A 21,654-nucleotide genomic window follows, 5' to 3' on the forward strand; every position below is an offset into this window, starting at 1 on the left:
TATGTCGCAGGCTGCGCTGAATACGCGGAACCATGAAGAGGACGTTTCTTCTTCGCGTCGGAGTAATGGAACGCGGCTGGCAGGGATCGTTTTCCTGCTGGCGGTGCTGTTTACCGTGCTGGTCAGCGGGTGGATGGTTCTTGGCTGGATGGAAGACGCGCAGCGTTTACCGCTGTCGAAGATGGTGGTGACCGGCGAGCGTCACTATACGCGCAATGATGACATCCGCCAGGCGATCCTGGCGCTGGGTTCGCCGGGCACCTTTATGACTCAGGATGTGAACATCATTCAGAGTCAGATTGAACGTCTGCCATGGATTAAGCAGGCGAGCGTCCGAAAGCAGTGGCCCGATGAATTGAAGATTCATCTGGTTGAATATGTGCCGATTGCACGCTGGAATGATCAACATATGGTGGATGCAGAAGGAAATGCCTTCAGCGTGCCGGCGGATCGCACCAGCAAACAGAATTTACCGATGTTATACGGCCCGGAAGGCAGCGAGAACGAAGTGCTGCAAGGGTACCGTGACATGGGGCAGGTGCTGGCAAAGGATAAATTCACGTTGAAAGTGGCGGCAATGACCGCCCGTCGTTCCTGGCAGTTGACGCTTAATAATGACATTAAGCTCAACCTTGGCCGTGGCGACACCATGAAACGGCTTCAGCGCTTTATGGAACTCTACCCGGTTCTTCAGCAGCAGGCGCAGACCGACGGCAAACGGATTAGCTACGTTGATTTGCGTTATGACTCGGGTGCGGCAGTGGGCTGGGTACCTGCTCCCGCAGAGGAAACTAATCAACAACAGAATCAGGCACAGGCAGAACAACAATGATCAAGGCGACGGACAGAAAACTGGTAGTTGGACTGGAGATTGGCACCGCCAAGGTGGCCGCTTTAGTAGGGGAAGTTCTGCCCGACGGCATGATTAATATCATCGGCGTGGGCAGTTGCCCATCGCGTGGTATGGATAAAGGCGGTGTGAACGACCTCGAGTCGGTGGTGAAATGCGTACAGCGCGCCATCGACCAGGCCGAACTGATGGCGGATTGCCAGATTTCATCAGTTTATTTGGCTCTTTCGGGTAAACATATAAGCTGTCAGAATGAAATCGGGATGGTACCGATTTCGGAAGAAGAAGTGACGCTGGACGACGTCGAAAACGTGGTCCATACCGCGAAGTCGGTTCGCGTCCGCGATGAGCATCGCGTCCTGCACGTGATTCCGCAGGAATACGCCATTGACTACCAGGAAGGGATTAAAAACCCGGTTGGGCTGTCCGGCGTGCGCATGCAGGCGAAGGTGCATCTGATTACCTGCCATAACGATATGGCGAAAAACATTGTTAAAGCGGTGGAACGTTGTGGTCTGAAAGTTGACCAACTTATTTTCGCCGGTTTAGCGGCCAGTTATTCCGTATTAACAGAAGACGAACGTGAGCTGGGCGTCTGCGTGGTGGATATTGGTGGTGGTACAATGGATATCGCCGTCTATACCGGCGGCGCGCTGCGTCACACCAAAGTGATCCCGTACGCGGGCAACGTGGTGACCAGCGATATCGCCTATGCCTTCGGGACGCCGCCGAGCGACGCCGAAGCCATCAAGGTTCGTCACGGTTGCGCATTGGGTTCCATCGTCGGTAAAGACGAAAACGTCGAAGTACCGAGCGTAGGCGGACGGCCGCCGCGTAGCCTGCAACGTCAGACGCTGGCTGAGGTGATTGAACCGCGCTATACCGAACTGCTTAATCTGGTCAATGAAGAGATCCTGCAGCTGCAGGAACAGCTCCGCCAGCAGGGGGTGAAACACCATCTGGCGGCGGGGATTGTGTTAACCGGCGGCGCGGCGCAAATTGAAGGTCTGGCGGCCTGTGCGCAGCGCGTGTTCCATACCCAGGTGCGCATTGGCGCGCCGCTGAACATCACCGGTTTAACGGACTATGCCCAGGAGCCGTATTATTCGACGGCGGTGGGGCTGCTGCACTACGGAAAAGAGTCACATCTGAGTGGTGAAGCGGAAGTCGAAAAACGCGTGACGGCGTCGGTGGGCTCGTGGATTAAGCGACTCAACAGCTGGCTGCGAAAAGAGTTTTAATTTTTTAAGAGAACGCAGACAATTAGCGTTCTCAGGCGACAGGCACAAGACGGAGAGAAACTATGTTTGAACCTATGGAACTGACCAACGACGCGGTGATTAAAGTCATCGGCGTCGGTGGCGGCGGCGGTAATGCCGTTGAACACATGGTGCGCGAGCGCATTGAGGGTGTTGAATTCTTCGCGGTGAACACCGATGCGCAGGCGCTGCGTAAAACGGCTGTTGGCCAGACTATCCAGATCGGTAGCGGTATTACCAAAGGTCTGGGCGCTGGCGCGAACCCGGAAGTCGGCCGTAATGCGGCGGACGAAGACCGTGAAGCGCTGCGTGCGGCCCTTGATGGCGCAGACATGGTGTTCATCGCGGCAGGCATGGGCGGCGGTACCGGTACCGGCGCGGCGCCTGTTGTTGCCGAAGTGGCTAAGGATCTGGGGATCCTCACCGTTGCGGTGGTCACTAAGCCGTTTAATTTTGAAGGTAAGAAGCGCATGGCGTTTGCTGAGCAGGGGATCACCGAGCTGTCCAAGCACGTTGACTCACTGATCACCATCCCAAACGACAAGCTGCTGAAAGTACTTGGCCGCGGTATTTCTCTGCTTGACGCGTTCGGCGCGGCAAACGACGTCCTCAAAGGCGCGGTGCAGGGTATCGCTGAACTGATCACCCGTCCGGGTCTGATGAACGTTGACTTCGCGGACGTCCGTACCGTGATGTCTGAAATGGGCTACGCGATGATGGGCTCCGGCGTGGCGAGCGGTGAAGACCGTGCGGAAGAAGCGGCTGAAATGGCCATCTCTTCTCCGCTGCTGGAAGATATCGACCTGTCCGGTGCGCGCGGCGTGCTGGTTAACATCACCGCGGGCTTCGACCTGCGTCTGGATGAGTTCGAAACCGTGGGTAACACTATCCGCGCATTTGCCTCGGATAACGCCACCGTGGTTATCGGTACCTCTCTGGACCCGGATATGAACGACGAACTGCGCGTCACCGTAGTGGCGACCGGTATCGGCATGGACAAGCGTCCGGAAATTACCCTGGTGACCAACAAACAGGTTCAGCAGCCGGTGATGGATCGCTACCAGCAGCACGGTATGTCCCCGCTGACGCAAGAGCAGAAGCCGGCGGCAAAAGTGGTGAACGACAATACGCCGCAAACCGCGAAAGAGCCGGATTATCTGGATATCCCAGCTTTCCTGCGTAAGCAAGCCGATTAAGAATCGACTGGAAGTTGGGCATCTGCGCTCTTTGTGCTAAACTGGCCTCCCGATAGTGGTGTACACTTCGGTTGGATAGGTAAATTGGCGAGATTATACGATGATCAAACAAAGGACTCTTAAACGTATCGTTCAGGCGACTGGTGTCGGTTTGCATACCGGCAAGAAAGTCACACTGACGTTACGCCCTGCGCCGGCAAATACCGGGGTCATCTATCGTCGCACCGACTTGAATCCACCGGTAGATTTTCCGGCTGATGCCAAATCTGTGCGTGATACCATGCTCTGTACTTGCCTGGTTAATGAGCATGACGTGCGGATTTCTACGGTTGAACACCTGAACGCCGCATTGGCTGGCCTGGGTATCGACAACATTATTGTTGAAGTCGATGCACCGGAAATCCCGATTATGGACGGCAGTGCGGCTCCGTTCGTTTATCTGTTGCTGGACGCCGGCATCGATGAACTGAACTGCGCCAAGAAATTTGTACGTATCAAAGAGACGGTTCGCGTCGAAGATGGCGACAAATGGGCTGAATTCAAACCGTACAATGGTTTTTCGCTGGACTTCACCATCGATTTTAACCATCCGGCGATTGATGCCAGCACCCAGCGCTATACGCTGAACTTCTCGGCCGATGCGTTCATGCGTCAGATTAGCCGTGCGCGTACCTTCGGTTTCATGCGCGATATCGAATATCTGCAGTCCCGTGGCCTGTGCCTGGGCGGCAGCTTCGATTGTGCCATCGTTGTTGACGATTATCGCGTACTGAACGAAGACGGTCTGCGCTTTGAAGACGAATTTGTTCGCCACAAAATGCTGGATGCGATCGGTGACCTGTTTATGTGTGGTCACAACATTATCGGCGCATTCACGGCGTACAAATCGGGTCACGCGTTGAACAACAAACTGCTGCAGGCTGTTCTGGCAAAACAGGAAGCCTGGGAGTATGTGACCTTCGAAGACGACGCAAAATTGCCAATGGCGTTCCGCGCACCGTCGATGGTTCTGGCGTAAGCCTGACCATTCAGTAAATTCGACTGGTAACCTGGTACTCTCTCCGACCAGGGAACCAGTCGTTTTTCTTTTATAGCCTCTTCCCGTTATTTTTCGCTGCGATCGCTGGGTAATAATTAGCGCGCGTTCGCTGCTTTATTAAGCGTTTTCCCCGGGCAACGGCCTTCATTCATGCTGCCTCAGCGCGCTATTAATGTTAGTATTTGAGCGCAAAATTATTTCTCCGGGTTGCTTTACCCCGTGGACATCAGGTTGTCCTGCGAAAAACGTCAATAAAGAGACAGCCTGAACGACGACGGGTATACCAAAGAAAGGTAATGAACGTGAGTGGATTGCTGACGCGCTGGCGACAGTTTGGCAGACGGTATTTTTGGCCGCATCTCCTGTTGGGGATGGTCGCGGCCAGCCTCGGCCTGCCTGCGCTAAGCAACGGCCATGCGACCGCGACGCCAGCAAAGGCGACCGCCAGCAACCACAACCCGAGTAAAGTTAATTTCTCCCAGCTGGCGCTGCTGGAGACGAATCGCCGGCCCAACTTTACCGTCGACTACTGGCATCAGCATGCCATTCGCACCGTTATTCGTCATCTCTCTTTCGCCATGGCGCCGCAGGCGTTGCCGGTGGCGGAAGAAGCGTCTCCGCTGCAGGCGCAGCATCTGGCGCTGCTCGACACGCTCAGCGCGCTGCTGACGCAGGACAGTACGCCGCCGGTAGTGATCCGCCAGGCGGCGTATATCCCTTCCTCATATTCTGCCTTCCGCGTCAGCGCCTGGATAAGCCAGGTAGCGGGGATCCGCGCAGGCCCTCAACGTCTCAGCTGAAAATAACCACGGACCATCCTATTTTTTGTGACTCCGCACCGCGGGGCGTTTGAGATTTTATTATGCTTATTAAAATGTTAACTAAGGTTTTCGGCAGCCGTAACGACCGTACGCTGCGTCGTATGCGCAAAGTCGTCAATATCATCAACGGTATGGAACCGGCGATGGAAAAACTCTCTGATGACGAGCTGAAAGCGAAAACCGCTGAATTCCGCGCGCGCCTGGAAAAAGGCGAAGTGCTGGAAAACCTGATCCCTGAAGCGTTCGCCGTCGTTCGCGAAGCCAGTAAGCGTGTGTTCGGCATGCGCCACTTCGACGTCCAGCTGCTGGGCGGTATGGTGCTTAACGATCGCTGCATCGCCGAGATGCGTACCGGTGAAGGTAAAACCCTGACCGCGACCCTGCCGGCCTACCTCAATGCGCTGACCGGCAAAGGCGTTCACGTGGTGACCGTCAACGACTATCTGGCGCAGCGTGACGCCGAAAATAACCGCCCGCTGTTTGAATTCCTGGGCATGACGGTTGGCATCAACATGTCCGGCCTGCCGGCGCCGGCGAAGCGTGAAGCCTACGCTGCCGATATCACCTATGGCACCAACAACGAATACGGCTTCGACTACCTGCGCGACAACATGGCCTTCAGCCCGGAAGAGCGCGTTCAGCGTAAACTGCACTATGCGCTGGTGGATGAGGTGGACTCCATCCTGATCGATGAGGCGCGTACGCCCCTGATCATTTCCGGCCCGGCGGAAGACAGCTCTGAAATGTACCGTAAGGTCAACAAGATCATTCCGCACCTGATCCGTCAGGAAAAAGAAGATTCGGACACCTTCACCGGCGAAGGCCACTTCTCGGTGGATGAAAAAGCGCGTCAGGTTAACCTGACCGAACGTGGTCTGGTGCTGATTGAAGAGCTGCTGGTACAGGAAGGCATTATGGATGAAGGTGAGTCCCTGTACTCCCCGACCAATATTATGCTGATGCACCACGTCACCGCCGCGCTGCGCGCCCATGCGCTGTTCACCCGCGACGTTGACTACATTGTTAAAGATGGCGAAGTTATCATCGTCGATGAGCACACTGGTCGTACAATGCAGGGCCGGCGCTGGTCCGATGGTCTGCACCAGGCCGTTGAGGCCAAAGAGGGCGTGGAGATCCAGAACGAGAACCAGACTCTGGCCTCTATCACCTTCCAGAACTATTTCCGTCTGTATGAGAAACTGGCGGGGATGACCGGTACCGCCGATACTGAAGCCTTTGAATTCAGCTCTATCTATAAGCTGGATACCGTGGTCGTGCCGACCAACCGTCCGATGATCCGTAAAGACATGGCGGATCTGGTCTATATGACCGAAGCGGAAAAAATTCAGGCGATTATCGAAGATATCAAAACCCGTACCGCAGCCGGTCAGCCGGTGTTGGTGGGGACAATCTCGATCGAAAAATCGGAAGTGGTTTCCCGTGAGCTGACCAAAGCCGGCATTAAGCACAACGTTCTGAACGCCAAGTTCCATGCCAGCGAAGCGGATATCGTCGCTCAGGCAGGCTATCCTTCCGCGGTGACCATCGCTACCAACATGGCGGGCCGTGGTACCGATATTATGCTCGGCGGTAGCTGGCAGGCGGAAGTCGCGGCGCTGGAAAATCCAACGCCTGAGCAGATTGAAAAAATCAAAGCCGACTGGCAGGTGCGCCACGATGCGGTACTGGCCGCAGGCGGCCTGCACATTATCGGTACCGAGCGTCATGAATCACGCCGTATCGATAACCAGCTGCGCGGCCGTGCCGGTCGTCAGGGGGATGCCGGTTCTTCCCGCTTCTACCTGTCGATGGAAGACGCCCTGATGCGTATCTTCGCCTCCGATCGCGTTTCCGGCATGATGCGTAAACTGGGGATGAAACCCGGCGAAGCCATTGAGCACCCGTGGGTCACCAAGGCTATCGCCAACGCGCAGCGTAAAGTTGAGAGCCGTAACTTCGATATTCGTAAGCAGTTGCTGGAATATGATGATGTGGCCAACGACCAGCGCCGGGCGATTTACACCCAGCGTAACGAACTGCTGGACGTGTCTGACGTCAGCGAAACCATCAACAGCATCCGCGAAGACGTGTTTAAGGCGACTATCGATGCCCATATTCCGCCGCAGTCGCTGGAGGAGATGTGGGATATCGAAGGCCTGCAGGAGCGTCTGAAAAACGACTTCGACCTCGACCTGCCAATCAAAGAGTGGCTGGATAAAGAGCCGGAGCTGCATGAAGAGACCCTGCGCGAACGTATTCTGCAGAGCGCGGTAGAGACCTACCAGCGTAAAGAGGAAGTGGTCGGCGCTGAAATGATGCGCCACTTCGAGAAAGGCGTGATGCTCCAGACTCTGGATTCACTGTGGAAAGAACATCTGGCGGCGATGGACTACCTGCGCCAGGGTATCCACCTGCGCGGCTATGCGCAGAAAGATCCGAAGCAGGAGTACAAGCGCGAATCGTTCTCTATGTTTGCCGCGATGCTGGAGTCACTGAAGTATGAAGTGATCAGCACCCTGAGCAAAGTGCAGGTGCGGATGCCGGAAGAAGTCGAGGCGATGGAGCAGCAACGTCGTGAAGAGGCCGAGCGCCTGGCGCAGATGCAGCAGCTCAGCCATCAGAGCGATGATGAAGCCGCTGCACAGGATCTGGCGGCACAAACCGGCGAACGTAAAGTGGGGCGTAACGATCCTTGCCCGTGCGGTTCCGGTAAAAAATACAAACAGTGCCATGGCCGTCTGAGCTAAGGGCTGATAAAAAAACAAAGGCGCAGAGTTCTGCGCCTTTTTTATGGAGCTGATTCAATGAAAAAACTGCAAATCGCCGTAGGGATAATTCGCAATCCAGAAGGCGACATCTTTATTACCCAGCGCGCCGCGGATGCCCATATGGCGAATAAGCTGGAGTTCCCGGGCGGGAAGATTGAATCTGATGAAACGCCGGAGCAGGCGTTGATCCGCGAGCTGCAGGAAGAGGTGGGAATTACGGCCACTACCTTTTCACTATTTGATAAGCTGGAGTATCAGTTCCCCGATCGCCACATTACGCTGTGGTTTTTCCTCGTGGAAAGTTGGGAAGGCGAGCCCTGGGGTAAAGAGGGGCAGCCGGGACAGTGGATGACGCGGCAGGCGCTGGATCCGGAAGCGTTTCCCCCGGCGAATGAACCGGTTATCCGCAAACTTATCGCCCAGGGCTGAACCCCAGGTTGGGAGGCTAACCCAACTGGCGTTGGGTTAGCGTGCCGTCAAATCAGGGCTGCTGTTCGCTCCAGTCATCGCTGTCGGAGAGATCGCCCGCGCTGGGGATGCGCTTCTCCTCTGCTGCCCATTCTCCCAAATCGATCAGCTGGCAGCGTTTGCTGCAAAATGGACGATAGGGGCTTTGTTCGCCCCATACCACGTTTTTGCCGCAGGTCGGACAATTGACGATAGTCTCTTCTGACATGTTATCTCCTTAACAGCAGGCCAGTTCAAAATCAAAGCGCTCCGGCACGATCCCATACTCACTGTCCAGCGGCAGGAAGCGGATGGCGAAACGGCTCTTATGGCCAGAGATCTGCGGATAAAGCTGGTGGGCCAGATCGAGACGCAGGCGCAGCAGATCGGCATCTTCGCCATTATCCTGATAAAAGCCATTGAGGCTGGTCTGTTTGCGAAACTGTCCGGAGTTACGAATCAGATCGAGGATCAGGCTCAGGGACTGGACCAATGGATCGAGGCTGGCAAGCCAGCTGGCCACCTGCTCGTCACGATGCGCCTGCGGCATATGGAGCCAGATATGCAGGGTCGGTAAATCGAAGCTGCAGCAGCCGCCAGGGATACTCAGGCGCTGGCGCACTAGCGCAATCAGGCGATCTTCACGCAGAAACTGACCAATGCGCGGCGCGGCCATCAGGGTGCTGGAAGACTGCTTGAGCTGCTGGCGCAGCGCGTTAATGCGCTCCTGATCGACTCCCGGCACTTCTGCCCAGGACTGGAGCTTACGCTGCTGGCGCTCCAGCTCTTTGACCAGATCGGTACGCACCTCGCCGCGCTCCAGGACATCCAGCAGATCGCCGGCGTTACGGAAAAAATGGAGCGCATCGGCATGGCTGGCAATCATCGGATGGAAAGCCATCTGCTGGATCAGAAATTCGATGCGCAGCCAGGTGCGCATTTTCTCATTAAGAGGATGTTCAAACAGAACGGGGGTATGCATTACGAGTTTTCCTGTGAGGCGGCCTGCAATGCCAGCGTTAAGTACTTTTCGTGCAGGCGGGCAACATCCGATGCCACTGCATCCGGCGTGCCAGTGTTTTCAATAACATCGTCCGCGACGGCCAGGCGCTGCTCGCGCGTGGCCTGGGCGGCAAGAATATGTTCAGCATGTTCGCGGCTGACCTTATCGCGCAGCATGGTGCGTTCGATTTGCGTCTCTTTTGGCACATCGACGACCAGTACGCGATCGGCCTGGCTGGACAGGCGGTTTTCGACCAGCAAAGGTACGACCCAGAGGAGATAAGGGGAGGTGGCGGCCTGCATCTGGCGGCGCGTTTCCTGCTGAATCAGCGGATGCAACAGCGCGTTGAGCCAGGCTTTTTCCTCCACCTGAGCAAAAATTTTTTCCCGCAGCAGACGGCGGTTTAGCGTGCCGTCGGGGGCAATCATCTGTGGCCCGAAGTGGCCGGCAATGGCCTGGAGCGCCGGGGTGCCGGGTTCGACCACCTGGCGGGCGATAACATCGGCATCGATAACCTTAATCCCGAGCTGCGCGAAGGCGTCGGCGACCGTACTTTTACCGCTGCCAATCCCGCCTGTTAACGCGACTGTGTACCCCATATCTTCTGACCCTGAAACGGATTGCTCGTATTTTTGGTATTCAGACAGCGAGGACGGGCAGTATGCCGGAGAGGCGACAGCGATCTTGTCGTGATGGCCCCGTGCCAGCCGGGAGCGCCGTCCGCTATTCTGTTTCTTTTAATCAAGCAAATCAAATGGTTAAAAATAATGCGCTGGCGGGTGGAGATATAAGCGCTTTTTTCTCCATTCACCAGGTAAATTTATACGATTGTAGCGTAAAAAAAGTGAAAATCGCAGTCTTGCGCGGGCCTGATTCGTGCGTATGATAACGTCACTGGAGTTGTGCTCTCACATTAATGCCATTAACCCCAGGAATTCGCACATGCGTATTGAAGAAGATCTGAAGCTTGGTTTCAAAGACGTTCTTATCCGCCCGAAACGCTCTACCCTCAAAAGCCGTTCTGATGTTGAGCTGGAACGTGAATTCACCTTTAAACATTCAGGCCTGACCTGGTCCGGTGTGCCGATTATTGCGGCTAACATGGACACCGTCGGCACCTTCAGCATGGCGAAAGCGCTGGCCACTTTTGGCATTCTGACGGCAGTACACAAGCACTACACCGCGGAAGAATGGCAGGCGTTTGTCCAGAGCGTATCCGCAGACGTTCTCAAGCATGTGATGGTTTCCACCGGTACTTCCGATGCGGATTTTGATAAAACGCAACAGATCATCTCTCAGAACCCACAGTTGAACTTTGTGTGCATTGACGTCGCCAATGGCTACTCTGAACACTTCGTCCAGTTTGTGGCGAAGGCGCGCGAAGCCTGGCCGCAAAAAACCATTATCGCCGGGAACGTGGTCACCGGTGAAATGTGTGAAGAGCTGATCCTCTCCGGCGCCGATATCGTCAAAGTTGGCATTGGCCCGGGCTCCGTCTGCACCACCCGCGTCAAAACCGGGGTCGGCTACCCGCAGCTCTCCGCCGTGATCGAGTGTGCTGATGCCGCACATGGCCTTGGCGGCCAGATCATCAGCGACGGCGGATGCACCATGCCGGGCGATGTGGCGAAAGCCTTCGGCGGCGGCGCTGATTTCGTGATGCTCGGCGGTATGCTGGCGGGCCACGAAGAGAGCGGCGGGACTGTGGTTGAAGAGAACGGTGAAAAATTCATGCTGTTTTACGGTATGAGCTCCGAATCGGCGATGACCCGCCATGTGGGCGGTGTCGCGAAATACCGCGCGGCGGAAGGGAAAACCGTTAAGCTGCCGCTGCGTGGCCCGGTGGACAATACCGCGCGCGACATTCTCGGCGGCCTGCGCTCTGCCTGCACTTACGTTGGCGCCTCGCGACTGAAAGAGCTGACCAAACGCACCACCTTTATCCGCGTTCAGGAACAAGAGAACCGGGTATTCAATAGCCTGTAACTGGCTGCGCTGGCGCCTGCGCGGTGCCAGCGTTGCTTATCCTCCCGCCCCGCCAATGGCATCGCCCAGATGAAAAACGGGCAAATACATCGCCACCACCAGGATCCCGACCAGCGAGCCGGTTATCACCAGCATCAGGGGTTCCAGATGCGCAGCCAGACTGTCGGCTCGCTGATGGGTCTGCTCACGATGATGATGCGCCAGGTTTTCCAGCATCTGATCCAGTGCCCCCGCGCTTTCCCCCGTGCGGATGAGCTGCAGACACAGCGGTGTAAAACCGCCGCAGCGGCTTAACGCCTGCCAGATCGGATCCCCCTGAACGATCAGCGCGCGGGCCTGCGCCAGGCGCTGGCGCCACAGCGGGCACGACAGGGTCTCTTCAACGCTTTGCAGCCCCTGCAGAAAGCTGATACCGGCGCTTTGGGTTAACGCCAGAACGGTGAATATCAGGCTCAGCTGTTGGCCGCCGATCAGGGGGCCGATGAGAGGGAGTGCGTTAAGCAGCTGCTGGCGACGCAGCAGCCAGTCGGCGCGCTGCCGGACCAGCTGGTTGAGCAGCAGCGGGCTCATCAGAAAGGCCAGCAGTAACGGCCAGCCGCGGCTCAGCATGTCCCCTGCCGCAATAACCATTCGCGTTAATAACGGCAGCGGCGTATTGAACGTCTGGTAGATGGCAGTGAATTCAGGAAGGACAAAATAAAGCATCCCCAGCACCACCAGCAGCGCCAGTGTGAGCACGATCAGCGGGTAGCGCAGCGCCTTCTTGACCTTGCCGGCGAGCCGCTGCTGCTCCTGCTGCTGGTTGGCCAGCTGCTGGCAGCAAATATCGAGCTTGCCCGTCAGTTCGCCAGTGCTAATCATCGCCAGATACAGTGGCGGAAAAGCCTGCGGCCACTGCGCCAGTGCGGCAGAGAAAGTCACGCCCTGGGCCAGTTCGCGGCCCAGCGCCTCAAGCAGCGCCTGCCACTGCCCATGCGGTTGCTGCTGCGCCAGAAGCGATAACCCTTCCGCCAACGGTAGCCCGGCCTGCAGCAGGGTTGCCAACTGGCGGATTGTTTCGCTGCTGTAGCGCGGGTGCCACAGGCTTTGCTTCACCGTACAGCGGCGTATAGCCAGCGGCAGGATGCGCTGCTGCTGGAGGTGATGCAGCACCTCCGGACGACTGGCTTGCCATAGCATCCCCTGACAAGGAGCGCCTTGCGCATCGACGCCTCGCCAGCGCCAGAGACGCTTAGTCGCCATGGGGGATCCCCAGCACCCGCACCACCTCTTCGAGGCTGGTCAAGCCCTGTTCGATAGCCTGACATCCGCTTTCGAAGAGCGTCATCATGCCCGCGGCTCGCGCCAGAGATTCGATCTCAATGGCGTTGAGCCCCTGGACTATCCCCTGACGTAGCCCCGGAGTGACAGGCAAGACCTCGAACAGCGCCAGCCTGCCGTGATACCCGTGATAACAGTGTTCGCAGCCCGCGGCCTGCCAGCGCGGCAGCGAGCGGGGCCACAGACTGTGCGGCAGGTCGGCGGCACTGCCGGCATTGCGCCGGCAGTGGGGGCACAGCTTGCGGACCAGACGCTGGGCGATAACCAGCGAGAGCGCAGAGGAGATCATCCAGCGGGCGATGCCCATTTGCTGCAGGCGGGTAAGGGTTTCGCTGGTGGAATTGGTGTGCAGAGTAGAGAGCACCAGATGACCCGTTTGGGCGGCTTTCAGCGCGATTTCAGCGGTTTCGGCATCGCGGATTTCACCCACCATCACAATATCCGGGTCCTGACGTAACAGGGCGCGCAGTACGCTATGAAAGGTCAGCCCGGCGCGCGGGTTGATTTGCGTCTGGTTCATCCCGGCGATGGGGATCTCCAGAGGATCCTCGACGCTACAGATGTTCACTTGCTCCCGGTTTCGCGCCTGCAGGGCGCTGTAGAGGGTTACCGTTTTCCCGCTTCCGGTTGGGCCAGTGACCAGCAGCAGCCCCTGCGGCTGATTCAGCGCCTGGCGGAAGGCCGCCAGCTGAGAGGATGAGAGGCCGAGCGCCTCCAGATCCAGCGCCTGGTCAACCTGATGCAGAAGGCGCAGGACAATTTTCTCGCCATAGCGGCAGGGCAGAGTGGCGATGCGAAAGGAGAGCTGCCGTCCGGCGAGGTTCAGCGCGAACTGACCATCCTGCGGCAAACGATGCTCGGCGATATCGAGACTGGCCATCACTTTGAGTCGTGCGATAACCGGCGCGGCCAGCTCGGGCGCCAGCAGCGGCAGGGCGTGTAGCACGCCATCGACACGCAGGCGGATCCGTAAGTGCGTTTCCGTGGGTTCGATATGAATATCGGAGGCCCGCTGACGCAGGGCCTGCTCGAGGATCTGATTGACCCGTTCGGCGATGTTTTCCGGGCCTGCATTTTGCGCCAGCAGCGCCTGCTTTTCCTGGACTTGCAGGCGCTTATCCATCTGCTCCTGGCTCCAGCATTCAATATCGATCCGTTTTTGCGTCGCGAAACGTAGCGCCTCCATTAGCTCCGTCGGCGGGGTATCGACCACCGCAATGGATATCGTCTGCTCATCGCTGTGCAGCAGCAGGGCGTGATGGCGACGACAGAGAGGGATCAGCTGTTCTGTTTTCATGTTGTCGCCCTCTCTTCACGCGGAAGACGTCTTCGCAGGCCTGCTGAAGCGCGCTGTTGTCGGTGATAGTGCATACCCGCTGCCAGCCGGTGACGCCCTCGGCGTTATCCCAGGTCGGGGTTAGGGTGACGCCCAGTCCGTTGAGACTTTCCTGGCCGGTGAGGGTAACGACCCCTTTTGCCACGCTCATGGCGGAGAGGTAGCGCGTGGTGGTTGGCGAGGGGATGCCATTGCTGCCGCCGTCGCATGTCGTCAGGCCGCCATGATCGAGCGCGCAAAGTTCAATTGCCGTCCGGTAGGGGACAAAGGTCTGCAGCAGATCGGTGAGGGCGGCTTTACGCAGGTAGTTCTGGTAGGCCGGGATGCCGATGGCGCTGAGAATGGCGATGATGCCGATGACCACCATCAGTTCAATCAGGGTAAAACCTCGTTGTTTATCCATAAGTCGCTCCTTGTTGTGACAGAAGCACTGTGACGGGATTCAGGGGGACAGGCGAGGAGACGAAAACGATCCGGGAAACCGGGTTCCAGGGTTTTTAGCGGGATTGCATGGTGAGCAAGAGCGGCTGCGAGTCGGGTCGCAAATTCAGGCCTTCACGCCGGAAACGTGAAGGCCCAATCTTCAGCGAAAACGCATCGACAGGTCGAGCGCCTGCACATGTTTGGTCAGGGCCCCGACGGAGATATAGTCGACCCCGGTGTCGGCAAATTCGCGGATGGTGTCAAAGGTGACGTTGCCGGAGACCTCGAGCGCCGCCTGGCCAGCGGTGATTTTCACCGCCTCGCGCATCAGGTCGGTGGTGAAGTTATCGAGCATAATGATATCGGCCCCGGCTTTTAACGCCTGCTCCAGCTCATCCAGCGTTTCCACTTCCACTTCCACCGGCACATCAGGATGCAGCCAGAACGCCTTTTCCACCGCCTGACGGATCGAGCCGGAGGCGATGATGTGGTTTTCTTTAATCAGGAAAGCGTCGAACAGCCCCAGGCGGTGGTTGGCGCCGCCGCCGCAGAGAACCGCGTATTTCAAAGCGGTACGCAGCCCTGGCAGCGTTTTGCGCGTATCCAGGAGTTGGGTTTTGGTGCCCGCCAGCAGGTCGACATAGCGGCGGACAACGCTGGCGACGCCGGAGAGGGTTTGTACAAAGTTCAGCGCCGTACGTTCGCCAGTGAGCAGAATGCGCGATGGGCCTTCCAGCTCGAACAGGGGTTGATCGGCTTTGACCGCATCGCCATCGGCGACGTGCCAGGTGATATTCACGTCGTCACCGGCGAGCTGAATGAAGACCTCTTCCACCCAGCGTTTACCACAGAAGACGCCATCTTCGCGGGTAATGACCACCGCATGGGAGCGTGCATCCTGCGGCAATAATTGTGCGCTAATATCGTTGCTGGCGTCGACTTCGCCGCCCAAATCTTCCCGCAGGGAATGTGCGACAGCATCGGTAATATCGAGATTAATACGTTCCAGCAGCACGTCACGGCGGCGGTCGGGGTTGTAACGACGAGGCGACATGATAAAGCTCCAGATAGATAAGATTCAGAAGTGGGAAACATGCTAACCTGAACGACGTTTCAGTACCATACACACTTCATCCTTTGGGCCGGCGTGTGGCCCGGAAGCATGAGTTCGCGAAAGGAGATCCCGCATGCAGTTGAACGAGGGATGGCTGGTCGGCGCGCGGCGGGTTCCCTCGCCGCACCATGACTGCCGTCCGGATGAAGAGGCCCCTTCCTTATTGGTGGTGCATAATATCAGCCTGCCGCCAGGTGAATTTGGTGGTCCATGGATTGACGCGCTGTTCACCGGCACCCTGGATCCTCACGCGCATCCTTTCTTTGCCGAGATCGCTCATCTGCGCGTTTCGGCGCATTGTCTGATTCGCCGTGATGGTGAAATCGTGCAGTATGTGCCTTTCGATAAGCGTGCATGGCATGCGGGTGTCTCCAGCTATCAGGGGCGTGAACGCTGCAATGACTTTTCCATCGGTATTGAGCTGGAAGGCACGGATACCCTGGCGTATACCGATGCGCAGTACCAGCAGCTGGCGGCGGTGACGGATCTGCTTATCACGATTTATCCTGCCATCGCCGCAAACATCACGGGCCATAGCGATATCGCGCCCGTTCGCAAGACGGACCCGGGACCGGCCTTTGACTGGAAAAAATTTCGTGCGCTGCTCAGCGCGCCGTCCGAAAAGGAGACCTCATGACGCTGTTTACTACGCTGCTGGTGCTTATCGCTGAACGCCTGTTTAAACTGGGCGAACACTGGCAGCTTGATCATCGGCTGGAGGTGGCGTTCCGCCGGATAAAACATTTCTCGTTGCCGGGAACGCTGCTGATGACCCTGGTCGCCGTCGCGGTGGTCTACATTATTCAGCGCTTGCTGCAGGGGCAGCTGTTCAACGTACCGCTGCTGGTGTTCTGGATTTTGCTAGGCCTGCTGTGCATCGGCGCCGGTAAGGTTCGGCTGCACTATCATGCCTATCTGAAAGCGGCGTCGCGCAATGACAGCCGCGCCTGCGATGCGATGGCCAGCGAGCTGACGTTGATACACGGCGTCCCCCCGGGCTGTGATGAGCGCGAGTACCTTAGCGAACTGCAAAATGCGCTGCTATGGATTAACTATCGTTACTACCTGGCGCCACTCTTCTGGTTTGTGGTCGGTGGGGCGTGGGGGCCGCTGACGCTTATCGCCTATAGCGTCCTGCGTGCCTGGCAGACGTGGCTGGCGCGTTACCAGACGCCGCATCATCGTTTGCAGTCCGGAATCGATGGTATCCTGCATATTGTGGACTGGCTGCCGGTGCGTCTGGTGGGGGTTGTCTATGCTCTGGTGGGGCATGGAGAGAAAGCGCTCCCGGCGTGGTTTGCATCGTTAGGCGACCGCCATTCGTCGCAGTATCAGGTATTGACCCGCCTGGCGCAGTATTCCCTGGCTCGTGAACCGCACGTGGATAAAGTGGCGACCCCGAAGGCCGCGGTGTCGATGGCCAAGAAAACCTCGCTGGTGGTGGTGGTGATCATGGCGCTGCTGACGATTTACGGCACCCTGGTGTAACGGCCTGCGCTCGTACTCTACCTGCCACGATACTCTCACATCTGGGGCGTTATTTGCCGGATGGCGTTGCGCTTATCCGGCCTGGAGACCCACACTGCGCAGGCCCGGCAAGCAACAGCGGCGCCGGGTTCTATATCAGACGCCGTACCTGGCATGTTGCCGGGCGGCGGTTTCGCCTGACCCGGCCTGGAGAACCCGCGCCAGCGGGCCGCATACCGAACCGCTACAGCGTATCCGCCGGCGGGATGCCGAAGTCGGGCATGCCGTCCTCTCTCCAGCTGACGAGTTTTAGCCGGGTATGACGATTGGGGTCATACAGCGGGTCGCCTTCAATCTCGGTGTAATTCCGCGCGTGGTAGACCAGCACATCTTCCCCCGCCGGCGTTTGGGTAAAACTATTATGGCCCGGGCCATACTGGCGGTTTTCATAGCTGGTCCGGAACACCGGCTGCGGGGCTTTATGCCAGTTTGCCGGCTGCAGCGGATCGGCCTGCCGGTCAATCCAGAGCAACCCCATGCAGTAGTTTTCGTCGGTGGCGCTGGCGGAATAGCTGATGAACAGCTTATCGCCATGCACCAGCACCGCGGGTCCTTCATTGACCTTAAATCCCCGACACTCCCAGTCGAACTCCGGCTTGCTCAGCATGACCGGCTTGCCTTTTAGCGTCCACGGGTTGGCCATTTCAGCGAGATACAGGTTTGAGTTGCCCTCGATATGCGGCGATTTTTGCGCCCACAGGTACCAGCGTTTGCCCTGATGGATAAAGGTGGTGGCATCGAGGGCGAAGGTATCGAAAGGCGTGACCACCTGGCCTTTTTCCTGCCAGCGGCCGGTCAGCGGATCGTGGTCGGCGCACTCGATCACGAACATACGATGCTGGAACATGCCCAGCGCATCCAGATCGTGGGTATGGGTGGCGGCAAAATAGATATACCACTTACCGTCTATCTCATGTAGCTCCGGCGCCCAAATCAGCTGGCTCATCGGCCCGCTTTGCGGTGCGCGCCAGACCACTACCGGCTCCGCATCGCGTAATCCTTCAAGGGTCGCCGCGCGCCGGATCTCCAGCCGGTCGTATTCCGGCACCGAGGCAATAAAGTAGTAGTGATTAAGGTGGCGCAGAATAAAGGGATCTGCGCGCTGTTCAATAAAGGGGTTGGGCCAGTTATTCATCAGGCTTTCCTTACGTGTTCACTGGTTTTCAGTTCCTGGTATTCATTCAGCTCGCTGTAGTTGCTGCGGCGCTTCTCTAAATCGCTCTGGATCTGGCGCATCAGGGTGCGGTCAACTTTCAGCAGGCGCACCACGCCGGCGGTGATCAGGTAGCCGACGCCGGGGATAACCGAGAACAACAGCACGATGCCGTTGAGGGCGGAGGCGCTTTGCGCTTTGGCGCCAGCGTCGTAGCCGTACCATGACAACAGGAATCCGACCATCGCCCCGGCGACCGCCAGGCCGACTTTGAGGAAGAACAGATTGCCGGAGAAGCTAATGCCGGTGATGCGCTTGCCGGTTTTCCACTCGCCGTAGTCGTCAACATCGGACATCAGCGACCAGTGCAGCGGGGAGGGAATTTGATGCAGGATGTTGAGCAGGAAGTAGAGCACCATAATCAGCGTGGTGGCGTGCGGATTAAAGAAATAGAAGGCGCAGGAGAAGATCGCCAGCACGATATTGGTCCAGAAGAAGACCTGCAGTTTGCACCAGCGGTCGGTGAGGACTTTTGCCAGCATGCTGCCAATCATCATCCCGACCACGCCGAGGCTGATAAACAGAGTGGCAAAATGGGTGCTTTGCCCCATTACCCAGGTGACGTAGTACATGGTGGCGGCCATGCGGATAAAGCCCGGACAGACGTTGCACAGCGTGAGCAACAGGATGCGTACCCACTGGTCATTTTTCCACACATCTTTGAGATCTTTTTTCAGTTCATCATTGGTCTGTACCGCCGGGTGGATGCGTTCGCGTACGGTAGCGAAGCAGAACAGGAACATACACATGCCGATGAAGGCCAGCACGGTCATCGCCATCTGATAGCCCTTCGCTTTATCGGCGCCGCCGAACCAGTCGGCCATTGGCAGCAGCGTTAATGACAGCAACAGCGTGGCGATACCCACCATCACGAAACGATAAGACTGGCAGGCAACGCGCTCTTTCGGATCGGCAGTCATCACCGTTCCCAGCGAGCAGTAGGGGATGTTAATCGCGGTATAGGTAATCGACAGCAGAAAGTAGGTGACAAACGCATAGATGACTTTGCTGTTATAGGTCCACTCAGGAGTGGTGAACATCAGGACGCTGAACAGGGCGTAGGGGAAAGCAATCCACAGCAGCCATGGACGAAAGCGGCCATATTTACTGCGGGTGCGGTCGGCGAGGGCGCCCATGATCGGGTCGGTCACCGCATCGATGACGCGCACCGACAGCAGCAGTACGCCCACCAGCGCCGGCGCCAGACCGAAAATATCGGTATAAAAATAGTTAACAAACAGCATGATGGCGCCAAAGATGATATTGCATCCGGCATCCCCCATCCCATAACCAATCTTTTCTTTTATTGAAAGTCTATTGTCTGCCATGTGCGGTCTCTCCGTTGCAGTATGGAGAGAATTATTGGCTGCTATCGAGAGAATTACGTTGCAGGAACGCGTTGACGATATGGATAAAAAAGCTATGGAGGGGAAAGTGTGAAGCAGATAACAATGCTCTGCGCCCGTCATTCAGGGAGGGGGCGCAGAGCAAAGAGAATTATTGATGAGATGTATTATTGTGCTTTTATGGTGGCGGCGGCTTTCTGTTTAAACAGATAGCCCACGCCCAGCACGGCGATCCATACCGGGATCAGCCAAACGGAAATCGCCATCCCCGGGGTCATCAGCATAATTACCAGCACCGCGGCCATAAACAGCAGGCACACCCAGTTACCCAGCGGGTAGAAGAGGGCGGGGAAGCGAGTGGTGACGCCCTGCTGCTGTTTGGCGCGACGGAATTTGATATGCGCGAGGCTGATCATCGCCCAGTTGATCACCAGGGCGGAGACTACCAGCGCCATCAGCAGGCCAAATGCGGATTCCGGCGCCAGGTAGTTGATCAGCACACACAGGGCGGTGACCACGGCGGAGACGAGAATGGTATTCACCGGCACGCCGCGTTTGTCGACGCTGAGCAGCGCTTTCGGTGCGTTCCCCTGCTGGGCAAGACCGAACAGCATACGGCTGTTGCAGTAGACGCAGCTGTTATACACCGACAGGGCCGCCGTCAGCACCACTACGTTGAGGGCGTTTGCCACCAGCGTATCGCCAAGCTCATGGAAAATCAGGACGAACGGACTGGTGTCCGCAGTCACACGCGTCCACGGCAGCAGCGAGAGCAGGACCGCCAGCGAGCCAACATAGAAGATCAGGATACGGTAGATAACCTGGTTAGTGGCTTTCGGGATGCTTTGCTCCGGGTTATCCGCTTCCGCCGCGGTGATACCCACCAGCTCCAGACCGCCGAAGGAGAACATGATGATCGCCATCATCATTACCAGCCCGGTAAAGCCGTGCGGCAGGAACCCGCCTTGATCCCAGAGGTTACGTACTGTCGCCTGCGGGCCGCCGTTACCGCTGAACAGCAGCCAGCCGCCGAACAAAATCATCGCCACAACGGCGACCACTTTGATAATGGCAAACCAGAACTCCATTTCCCCGAACACTTTCACGTTGGTCAGGTTAATGGCGTTGATGGCGATGAAGAAGACCGCCGCTGAGGCCCAGGTTGGGATTTCCGGCCACCAGAACTGGATATATTTGCCGACGGCAGTGAGTTCCGCCATGGCCACCAGGACATACAGCACCCAGTAGTTCCAGCCGGAGGCGAAGCCGGCAAAGCCGCCCCAGTATTTATAAGCAAAGTGGCTAAACGAACCGGCTACCGGCTCTTCCACCACCATTTCGCCCAGCTGACGCATGATCAGAAAGGCGATAAAACCGGCAATCGCGTAACCAAGAATGATACCCGGGCCGGCGGACTGAATGACGGACGCGCTCCCCAGAAACAGGCCGGTGCCGATAGCCCCGCCCAGCGCGATGAGCTGGATGTGGCGGTTTTTCAGGCCGCGCTTCAGCCGATCGCCGTGCTGTTGACCTTCCATATGAAACCTCGTGTGTGATTATTTTTTGTGTACGTCATCCGTCAGGTTGCTGCTTCACTGCTGTCCCTGCCAGAAAGCATAGCCAGCGAAAATTTGGGCGAAGTGGCCCACTTTTTACCTGAGTGATGGCGCGCACATATTGTTGTGTTTGTGTATGTAGCGACTTCCGTTTCTGTATTGTTTTGTTTACGGAAGGCGGTGCGGTAATTCAGAAAAAGGCCTTTCGTCTCAGGGAGAATAGTGGTAAGCGCGTTTGAATGCACCTGCTTTATGAAGGGATGATGACCATGTGTCTAAAAAGACATCAATAGACACATTCTGTATTATTCCGATGCATTGCTTCTTTGTGATTATTTATTCAATTGTATTGTCTTTATATTCATTTATTGGGTCGTTGAATCGGTTCAGATAGCGTAATTTTTCGTTTCCATTAAGTTAATGCTACCTCTTTATGAGTAAACGTAACAT

19 protein-coding genes and 1 pseudogene are annotated in these 21,654 nt (G+C 57.0%); 10 read left to right on the plus strand and 10 right to left on the minus strand.

The features are described from left to right. The first annotated feature begins 1 nt into the window (after position 1). The 7 genes from ftsQ to mutT all read left to right on the plus strand — a co-directional run bounded on the left by ftsQ (position 2) and on the right by mutT (position 8,362). Positions 2-832 carry a cell division protein FtsQ gene (ftsQ, locus tag CE636_RS19265; protein ID WP_004204342.1) on the plus strand — a complete coding sequence of 277 codons (831 nt, stop codon included), beginning with the start codon at positions 2-4 and terminating at the stop codon, positions 830-832. Continuing rightward, positions 829-2,091 (plus strand): cell division protein FtsA, encoded by a 1,263-nt coding sequence (ftsA, locus tag CE636_RS19270; protein ID WP_004204343.1) that lies wholly within the window; start codon positions 829-831, stop codon positions 2,089-2,091. The genes ftsQ and ftsA overlap by 4 nt, the downstream gene beginning before the upstream one ends. A gap of 62 nt (positions 2,092-2,153) precedes the next feature. Beyond that, a complete protein-coding gene (gene ftsZ, locus CE636_RS19275; RefSeq protein WP_002888628.1) occupies positions 2,154-3,305 on the plus strand; it encodes a cell division protein FtsZ in 1,152 nt (383 codons plus the stop codon). A gap of 100 nt (positions 3,306-3,405) precedes the next feature. Continuing rightward, positions 3,406-4,323 (plus strand): UDP-3-O-acyl-N-acetylglucosamine deacetylase, encoded by a 918-nt coding sequence (gene lpxC / locus CE636_RS19280; RefSeq protein ID WP_002888632.1) that lies wholly within the window; start codon positions 3,406-3,408, stop codon positions 4,321-4,323. 323 nt (positions 4,324-4,646) lie between these two features. Further along, on the plus strand, positions 4,647-5,144 hold the full coding sequence (secM, locus tag CE636_RS19285; protein ID WP_196611919.1) for a secA translation cis-regulator SecM: 498 nt from the start codon (positions 4,647-4,649) through the stop codon (positions 5,142-5,144). 62 nt (positions 5,145-5,206) lie between these two features. Beyond that, positions 5,207-7,912 carry a preprotein translocase subunit SecA gene (gene secA, locus CE636_RS19290; protein ID WP_004204346.1) on the plus strand — a complete coding sequence of 902 codons (2,706 nt, stop codon included), beginning with the start codon at positions 5,207-5,209 and terminating at the stop codon, positions 7,910-7,912. A 57-nt stretch (positions 7,913-7,969) separates the two neighbouring features. Continuing rightward, positions 7,970-8,362, plus strand: coding sequence for an 8-oxo-dGTP diphosphatase MutT (gene mutT, locus CE636_RS19295; protein ID WP_017901183.1), 393 nt, complete (start codon positions 7,970-7,972; stop codon positions 8,360-8,362). Positions 8,363-8,414: 52 nt separating this feature from the next. Here the strand turns inward: mutT and yacG are convergent, their stop codons facing one another. The 3 genes from yacG to coaE are packed head-to-tail and all read right to left on the minus strand — an operon-like array spanning position 8,415 to position 9,982. Beyond that, positions 8,415-8,609 (minus strand): DNA gyrase inhibitor YacG, encoded by a 195-nt coding sequence (yacG, locus tag CE636_RS19300; protein WP_004204348.1) that lies wholly within the window; start codon positions 8,607-8,609, stop codon positions 8,415-8,417. A 9-nt stretch (positions 8,610-8,618) separates the two neighbouring features. Next, complete coding sequence (gene zapD, locus CE636_RS19305) at positions 8,619-9,362, minus strand: cell division protein ZapD (protein ID WP_017901182.1); 744 nt, start codon at positions 9,360-9,362, stop codon at positions 8,619-8,621. Continuing rightward, complete coding sequence (coaE, locus tag CE636_RS19310) at positions 9,362-9,982, minus strand: dephospho-CoA kinase (RefSeq protein WP_017901181.1); 621 nt, start codon at positions 9,980-9,982, stop codon at positions 9,362-9,364. The genes zapD and coaE overlap by 1 nt, the downstream gene beginning before the upstream one ends. Positions 9,983-10,325: 343 nt before the next feature. Between coaE and CE636_RS19315 the strand changes: the two genes are divergently transcribed. Beyond that, positions 10,326-11,369, plus strand: a complete 1,044-nt coding sequence (locus tag CE636_RS19315) for a GMP reductase (RefSeq protein ID WP_017901180.1) — start codon at positions 10,326-10,328, stop codon at positions 11,367-11,369. Between the two features lie 36 nt (positions 11,370-11,405). Here CE636_RS19315 and hofC read toward each other — a convergent pair whose 3' ends face one another. The 4 genes and pseudogenes from hofC to nadC form a co-directional block, all read right to left on the minus strand. Further along, positions 11,406-12,611, minus strand: a complete 1,206-nt coding sequence (gene hofC / locus CE636_RS19320; protein WP_017901179.1) for a protein transport protein HofC — start codon at positions 12,609-12,611, stop codon at positions 11,406-11,408. Then, positions 12,601-13,986: a type II secretion system protein GspE gene (gene gspE / locus CE636_RS19325; protein WP_017901178.1), complete on the minus strand. Its 1,386-nt coding sequence runs from the start codon at positions 13,984-13,986 to the stop codon at positions 12,601-12,603. Before gspE ends, hofC begins: the two co-directional genes overlap by 11 nt. Positions 13,987-14,005: 19 nt before the next feature. Continuing rightward, positions 14,006-14,428 (minus strand): annotated as a pseudogene (gene ppdD, locus CE636_RS19330) (prepilin peptidase-dependent pilin); the annotation flags it as partial. 180 nt (positions 14,429-14,608) lie between these two features. Then, the gene (nadC, locus tag CE636_RS19335; RefSeq protein WP_017901176.1) at positions 14,609-15,502 is read right to left on the minus strand and encodes a carboxylating nicotinate-nucleotide diphosphorylase; all 894 of its coding nucleotides are present in this window, start codon (positions 15,500-15,502) and stop codon (positions 14,609-14,611) included. A 133-nt stretch (positions 15,503-15,635) separates the two neighbouring features. On the opposite strand from nadC, the gene ampD reads away from it, so the two are divergent. Together ampD and ampE are read left to right on the plus strand one after the other, a co-directional pair. After that, the gene (gene ampD / locus CE636_RS19340) at positions 15,636-16,199 is read left to right on the plus strand and encodes a 1,6-anhydro-N-acetylmuramyl-L-alanine amidase AmpD (RefSeq protein ID WP_017901175.1); all 564 of its coding nucleotides are present in this window, start codon (positions 15,636-15,638) and stop codon (positions 16,197-16,199) included. Then, a complete protein-coding gene (gene ampE, locus CE636_RS19345) occupies positions 16,196-17,050 on the plus strand; it encodes a beta-lactamase regulator AmpE (RefSeq protein ID WP_004204361.1) in 855 nt (284 codons plus the stop codon). The genes ampD and ampE overlap by 4 nt, the downstream gene beginning before the upstream one ends. Positions 17,051-17,273: 223 nt before the next feature. Here the strand turns inward: ampE and CE636_RS19350 are convergent, their stop codons facing one another. The 3 genes from CE636_RS19350 to aroP form a co-directional block, all read right to left on the minus strand. After that, entirely contained in the window at positions 17,274-18,224 is a 951-nt protein-coding gene (locus CE636_RS19350; protein ID WP_017901174.1) for a family 43 glycosylhydrolase, read from the minus strand. Next, complete coding sequence (locus CE636_RS19355; RefSeq protein WP_017901173.1) at positions 18,224-19,630, minus strand: glycoside-pentoside-hexuronide (GPH):cation symporter; 1,407 nt, start codon at positions 19,628-19,630, stop codon at positions 18,224-18,226. Before CE636_RS19355 ends, CE636_RS19350 begins: the two co-directional genes overlap by 1 nt. A 185-nt stretch (positions 19,631-19,815) precedes the next feature. Beyond that, entirely contained in the window at positions 19,816-21,186 is a 1,371-nt protein-coding gene (gene aroP, locus CE636_RS19360) for an aromatic amino acid transporter AroP (protein ID WP_017901172.1), read from the minus strand. Positions 21,187-21,654: the final 468 nt, after the last annotated feature.

Source organism: Klebsiella sp. LY (genome assembly GCF_004010915.1).
GTDB lineage: Bacteria > Pseudomonadota > Gammaproteobacteria > Enterobacterales > Enterobacteriaceae > Klebsiella > Klebsiella quasipneumoniae.

Excerpts from the sequence above, each read along its gene's own strand:
- gspE (WP_017901178.1), bottom strand. The coding sequence starts at position 13,986 with ATGAAAACAGAACAGCTGATCCCTCTCTGTCGTCGCCATCACGCCCTG.
- mutT (WP_017901183.1), top strand. The coding sequence starts at position 7,970 with ATGAAAAAACTGCAAATCGCCGTAGGGATAATTCGCAATCCAGAAGGC.
- CE636_RS19355 (WP_017901173.1), bottom strand. The coding sequence starts at position 19,630 with ATGGCAGACAATAGACTTTCAATAAAAGAAAAGATTGGTTATGGGATG.
- secA (WP_004204346.1), top strand. The coding sequence starts at position 5,207 with ATGCTTATTAAAATGTTAACTAAGGTTTTCGGCAGCCGTAACGACCGT.
- coaE (WP_017901181.1), bottom strand. The coding sequence starts at position 9,982 with ATGGGGTACACAGTCGCGTTAACAGGCGGGATTGGCAGCGGTAAAAGT.
- ftsZ (WP_002888628.1), top strand. The coding sequence starts at position 2,154 with ATGTTTGAACCTATGGAACTGACCAACGACGCGGTGATTAAAGTCATC.
- CE636_RS19350 (WP_017901174.1), bottom strand. The coding sequence starts at position 18,224 with ATGAATAACTGGCCCAACCCCTTTATTGAACAGCGCGCAGATCCCTTT.
- CE636_RS19315 (WP_017901180.1), top strand. The coding sequence starts at position 10,326 with ATGCGTATTGAAGAAGATCTGAAGCTTGGTTTCAAAGACGTTCTTATC.
- ftsQ (WP_004204342.1), top strand. The coding sequence starts at position 2 with ATGTCGCAGGCTGCGCTGAATACGCGGAACCATGAAGAGGACGTTTCT.
- ftsA (WP_004204343.1), top strand. The coding sequence starts at position 829 with ATGATCAAGGCGACGGACAGAAAACTGGTAGTTGGACTGGAGATTGGC.
- yacG (WP_004204348.1), bottom strand. The coding sequence starts at position 8,609 with ATGTCAGAAGAGACTATCGTCAATTGTCCGACCTGCGGCAAAAACGTG.
- ampD (WP_017901175.1), top strand. The coding sequence starts at position 15,636 with ATGCAGTTGAACGAGGGATGGCTGGTCGGCGCGCGGCGGGTTCCCTCG.
- aroP (WP_017901172.1), bottom strand. The coding sequence starts at position 21,186 with ATGGAAGGTCAACAGCACGGCGATCGGCTGAAGCGCGGCCTGAAAAAC.
- zapD (WP_017901182.1), bottom strand. The coding sequence starts at position 9,362 with ATGCATACCCCCGTTCTGTTTGAACATCCTCTTAATGAGAAAATGCGC.
- ampE (WP_004204361.1), top strand. The coding sequence starts at position 16,196 with ATGACGCTGTTTACTACGCTGCTGGTGCTTATCGCTGAACGCCTGTTT.
- nadC (WP_017901176.1), bottom strand. The coding sequence starts at position 15,502 with ATGTCGCCTCGTCGTTACAACCCCGACCGCCGCCGTGACGTGCTGCTG.
- lpxC (WP_002888632.1), top strand. The coding sequence starts at position 3,406 with ATGATCAAACAAAGGACTCTTAAACGTATCGTTCAGGCGACTGGTGTC.
- hofC (WP_017901179.1), bottom strand. The coding sequence starts at position 12,611 with ATGGCGACTAAGCGTCTCTGGCGCTGGCGAGGCGTCGATGCGCAAGGC.